This is a genomic window from Anaerostipes faecalis (assembly GCF_018982945.1).
In the GTDB taxonomy this organism is placed as follows: domain Bacteria; phylum Bacillota; class Clostridia; order Lachnospirales; family Lachnospiraceae; genus Anaerostipes; species Anaerostipes faecalis.
Window position 1 is genome coordinate 1 of the sequence record NZ_JABRXE010000023.1, and the last position, 4,782, is coordinate 4,782.

A 4,782-nucleotide genomic window follows, 5' to 3' on the forward strand; every position below is an offset into this window, starting at 1 on the left:
AATTAAAGAGAATTTCTCCAGATGGATATGTTGAAGGAGATGTAATCTAAAGAGTTTGATATGTAAAAGCTTTGTGAAATTTATGATTACCATTGATATTTTAAATATTTTATATTAGAATGATACTGTTGAACGATGCACCATTTTTGGCGGGTCATTCAACCACTATATTTAGTACAAAGTTTTATTAACTTCCCAAATATAGATAATTAGTCTGTTACAAGTCTCATTATAACATAATATGACTGTTTATGCCAACTACTTTTTCCTGATAATCTGCTTCTCCTGTCACCAAATATATGTTATTATATTGCTTCTCTGTCAAACGTAAAAGTCTTACTGTTCCGGTTTTAGGTGCGTACTCTTCAATTCGTCTGTAATGTTTTTCGGATGCTTTCCTATTTTGCACTATCCGCATATACGCTTCCGGTGCTATTCGCAAATAGCCATCTTTATGTAAAAACTTTCGAAGCCTCGTATACTCTGTTTTAGTTCCCCATCTATCTGTTGGACTAAGAATAACAAGTAATCTCATTCCGTAATTCCCTCCATACTTTCAATCGGCAGAATCATTGGTACCTTTAATTTTTCCGTCGAAGCATCTAAAATAATCCTCTTCAAACTTTCCACCATAATATCAATCGCCGACATTACATTAACCTTGACTCCATCGACAATACAGGCATTATGTAATACATGCGCCAATTCTCTTCTTTCTGATTTTGTCAACTGAATGTTTGACGCTATATTGTTGTGTGCTACTAAATCAACTATTGCACGATACGGTTCTATCAAATCATCAGCCAGATTAAATGCATTCAATTGATTGTCATGATGTATTCCAAAAGTTGGATGAAAACCCGTTGCCACCAGTTTTCTTGCAATTGCACTTCTTACAACAGCATAGCCATAATTCAGTCTGCTATTGATAGGGTCCTCACTTCTTCTGTTAAATCCCTCATGATAATATGCAAAATATTCTTTAGCAGCTAATGATTCACAGTAATCCACATTTTCCTCATCTACAGTTGCCACATGCTCTGCAATTCTTTCCGCACCATCCAAACCCATAATAGACAAAGCTCTGGATTGATTACTTATCTTTTGTTTTATAATATCAATCCATAATTCCATATATTTTTCATGTGTAGTATTTATTTGTGCATGCATTAATTTAGACTGCCTTGCATGACCTTCAAATGGCAACACAATGGCTGTCGGTAAATATCTGTCATCCAGCGTCATCAGTGCCACCTTATTTTGACTTAAGATAGATAAATCCATTGTAGAAAGTCGTATATTAGCACCATGTACCATAATCTGATTCAAGTCCTCTATCGGCACAACTGCAATTCCATCGTCTGTTGTGATTTCCAATTGCCCTTCTTTTATGTGTATTTCTGCTGCATGACTAATTTCAAGTGTACGAAATCCCATAAATGTTACCTCTCAAAGCATCTTTAAGTATACATATTTTATTTCTTCCTGCCCCTCTGTGAAATAGGGCTTTTCATCAACTCCGACTTCTGCATTATCCGCATCAGTGCCTGTTTTTCTTTCTCTGTCAGCTTATTGTAACGGAGCTTGGTCTGCTTACAGAAAACCAACAGAAGCTGTTCTGCCCGGCTTCCTTCAAAGGCTGCCACTTCCTCCAAATCCTGTCGCAGTTCTTCTGCCACAGAGGTCTTCGGTGCTCCGTCATTTCTTCCAACGTGGGCGTTTCTGATATCTTCTAAAATGCCGTCCATGTCCTTATGTACCCGGCTACGGAAATAGTCGCCTTCTTCCACATGGGCTGACTGCAACAGATACATGGTTTTGTCCTGTTCCGTTGTCTGATACTTTTCCATGATTTCAGCCCTTGCCACATCCACCCATGTATTCAGGTTCTGTATCTGCATGGATGCAATCCCTTCCACATAGATTTGTATGTCGGCAAGAAGCTTTGTGAAATCCGGGTGGGTTGCCAGTTCACAGAGCAGTGCCGTATCCACCCGTTTACTCTTTAATAGCTCTATCATTTCGTCACTCAGATGCAGGTCAGAAAGCTCTGCATTCGGGTGACGTTTTGTTTCTGTCCGGGCAAGCAGATAATCGGCAGTCACACCGTAAAAGTCAGCCAGACGGTTGATGGCGTGATGGCTGATATCCTTGTAATCCTCCGATTCATAGCTTCCGAGGGCAGATTTTGACAGCCCGGTTTCACCGGCAAGCTGTTCCAAGGTCAGTCCCCGCTCTACCCGTAGGTCTTTTAATCGTTCCTGTATGGTTAATGCCACAGTATCATCTCCTCATAATCATTTTCTTCTCCATTCTACCACATTTCCGTAAAAGCGGAAAGTCCTGCCAAATGTCCTATATTTCCTGCCTTTCGGATATACGGCACAGCATGAAAAATAAGTGTAGACTTTTCTTAGTTCATCGATGAGCCGTACCTTGAAAATAAAGAAATGTCCACTCTTTTGTGGACGGGAAGGAGTTACATGCCACAATACGCTATTTTACGATTTGCAAAGCACAAGGGAGCCCCATCCGGGGCTCTGGAAGCCCACCACGAACGGAAAAAAGAACGGTATGCCAGTAATCCCGACATTGATACGGAACGCAGTAAATACAACTTCCACACCATCAAACCGAAGGAGCGGTATTCACGATTTATCAAGCACCGAATCGAGGAATCCGGCTGTCGTACAAGAAAGGACAGCACAAGGTTTGTGGATACGTTAATTACCGCAAGCCCGGAGTTTTTCAAAGGGAAATCCACACAGGAAACGGCAGCCTATTTTAAACGGGCTACGGAGTTTCTTGCGGACCGGGTCGGCAGGGAAAACATCATTTCTGCGGTGGTACACATGGACGAGAAAACACCCCATCTGCACCTGACCTTTGTTCCGCTAACCAAGGATAACCGGCTTTGTGCCAAGGAGGTTATCGGAAACCGGGCAAGCCTTACCAAATGGCAGGATGATTTCCATGCTTACATGGCAGAGAAGTATCCTGACTTGGAACGTGGAGAAAGTGCCCAAGTCACGGGAAGAAAGCATATCCCCACAAGGCTCTTTAAGCAGGCGGTCAGCCTTACCAAACAGGGAAAGAAAATCGTGCAGACATTGGATAACATCACCGTGTTTAACGCCGGAAAACAGAAGGAGGAAGCGTTACAGCTTTTACGGAAGTGGTTTCCCCAGATGGAGAATTTCCTCGGGCAGCTAAAGAAGTATCAGGTTACCATCGACGATTTGATTTCCCAAAACAGGGAACTGGAAGCCCGGGCAAAAGCCGGGGAAAGCGGAAAACTAAAGAATGCAATGGAACGGGCGAAGCAGGAAAGCGAATTAAGGGAGCTACACCGGCTCATGGACCGGATACCACCGGAGCTTTTAGCAGAACTCAAACAGGAAGCAAAAAAGGAAGACAGAAACCGATAGCCGGCATCTTTGGATGCCGGGAACCAAGGAAAGGAGGATGCCTATGGGAAAGAACCGAAACGGTACGGAATCGCCGGCAGGAAAGGTCCTTATGGCTGAGGACGGAAAACAGTATTTTGTGTATGGGAAAAACCACATTGAGATATCCGAACACTTTGCCACAAACGGTAAGAAGCTGGATGCCCTGCTTACGGATGTAATGCTATACACTGCGGAAGGTAAGATTTCTGCTTAAATACATTGATTATCACCCATGCTTACGCTATAATATTTTTACAGGCAGTATTGTAAGCGTGGGTTGTTTCAAAAAGGAGGATTTTGATGAAACAACCAAACAATACAACCATTTATAACACGGCACTTTACCTTCGTCTGAGCCGGGACGATGAGCTTCAGGGAGAAAGCGGAAGTATCCGCACCCAACGGATGATGCTCCGGGAATACGCCCACGAACACGGTCTGAACGTGGTGGGTGAATACATTGATGACGGATGGTCCGGCACCAATTTTGACCGCCCGGAGTTCCAACGGATGATTGATGACATCGAGGATGGCAGAATCAACTGTGTTGTGACAAAGGACTTGTCACGTCTTGGCAGAAACTACATTCTGACCGGGCAGTACACGGAGCTTTATTTCCCAAGCAAGGGAGTACGCTACATTGCCATCAATGACAACGTGGATACCCTTAACGGCGATAATGAGCTTGCCCCGTTTTTAAACATCCTGAATGAGATGCACGCCAGACAGACCAGCAAGAAGGTCAAGGCAGCCTTCCGCACCCGCTTTGCTAATGGTGCCCATTACGGAGCCTATGCACCCCTAGGGTATCGAAAGGACCCGGAGCAGACGGGACACCTTCTGATTGACCCGGATACCAAGTGGATTATCGAAAGGATATTTGAGCTTGCCCTGCACGGTGCAGGAGCAGCGAAAATCACACGGATACTGATGGAGGAAAAGGTTTCCACCCCGGCGTGGGTAAATTTCCAAAGAAACGGCACCTTCGCCCATGTATTTGAGGGAGCAGAGGAATCCAAACGGTATCAGTGGACGATAGCACAGGTAAAAAGCATCCTGAAGGATGAAAACTACATCGGGAACAGCGTGCACAACCGCCAGTCCACCGTCTCTTTTAAAAACAAGAAGGTGGTACGAAAGCCCGAGTCGGAGTGGTTCCGGGTAGAGAATACCCACGAAGCCATCATCACGAAGGAAGTATTTTTATATAAAATGTCAAGACCTAATGTACAAAAAATATTATATAAAAATGTACAATTAGTCTGTTTGTTTTAAGTGGTCTTTTAACCTGTATGACTTTCCTGATATTGGTATTACATGTGCATGATGCAAA

At 43.6% G+C, this 4,782-nt stretch carries 5 protein-coding genes and 1 pseudogene; 3 read left to right on the plus strand and 3 right to left on the minus strand.

Annotation, left to right across the window (positions count from 1 at the left end; genetic code table 11):
• Positions 1-229: 229 nt before the first annotated feature.
• Genes cas2 through KTB61_RS12805 form a run of 3 tightly spaced genes read right to left on the minus strand, consistent with a single transcriptional unit; the run spans position 230 to position 2,279 of the window.
• Positions 230-535, minus strand: coding sequence for a CRISPR-associated endonuclease Cas2 (gene cas2 / locus KTB61_RS12795; protein WP_080568455.1), 306 nt, complete (start codon positions 533-535; stop codon positions 230-232).
• The gene (gene cas1, locus KTB61_RS12800) at positions 532-1,437 is read right to left on the minus strand and encodes a type II CRISPR-associated endonuclease Cas1 (RefSeq protein WP_107617396.1); all 906 of its coding nucleotides are present in this window, start codon (positions 1,435-1,437) and stop codon (positions 532-534) included. The genes cas2 and cas1 overlap by 4 nt, the downstream gene beginning before the upstream one ends.
• A 38-nt stretch (positions 1,438-1,475) precedes the next feature.
• Positions 1,476-2,279 (minus strand): helix-turn-helix domain-containing protein, encoded by an 804-nt coding sequence (locus KTB61_RS12805; protein WP_216697696.1) that lies wholly within the window; start codon positions 2,277-2,279, stop codon positions 1,476-1,478.
• A gap of 204 nt (positions 2,280-2,483) precedes the next feature.
• On the opposite strand from KTB61_RS12805, the gene mobV reads away from it, so the two are divergent.
• From mobV to KTB61_RS12820, 3 genes and pseudogenes are all read left to right on the plus strand, one after another.
• The gene (gene mobV / locus KTB61_RS12810) at positions 2,484-3,428 is read left to right on the plus strand and encodes a MobV family relaxase (RefSeq protein WP_107617398.1); all 945 of its coding nucleotides are present in this window, start codon (positions 2,484-2,486) and stop codon (positions 3,426-3,428) included.
• 43 nt (positions 3,429-3,471) lie between these two features.
• Positions 3,472-3,663 carry a hypothetical protein gene (locus tag KTB61_RS12815; protein ID WP_107617399.1) on the plus strand — a complete coding sequence of 64 codons (192 nt, stop codon included), beginning with the start codon at positions 3,472-3,474 and terminating at the stop codon, positions 3,661-3,663.
• 86 nt (positions 3,664-3,749) lie between these two features.
• A pseudogene (locus KTB61_RS12820) lies at positions 3,750-4,652 on the plus strand (recombinase family protein); the annotation flags it as partial.
• Positions 4,653-4,782: the final 130 nt, after the last annotated feature.

Excerpts from the sequence above, each read along its gene's own strand:
- cas2 (WP_080568455.1), bottom strand. The coding sequence starts at position 535 with ATGAGATTACTTGTTATTCTTAGTCCAACAGATAGATGGGGAACTAAA.
- cas1 (WP_107617396.1), bottom strand. The coding sequence starts at position 1,437 with ATGGGATTTCGTACACTTGAAATTAGTCATGCAGCAGAAATACACATA.
- mobV (WP_107617398.1), top strand. The coding sequence starts at position 2,484 with ATGCCACAATACGCTATTTTACGATTTGCAAAGCACAAGGGAGCCCCA.
- KTB61_RS12815 (WP_107617399.1), top strand. The coding sequence starts at position 3,472 with ATGGGAAAGAACCGAAACGGTACGGAATCGCCGGCAGGAAAGGTCCTT.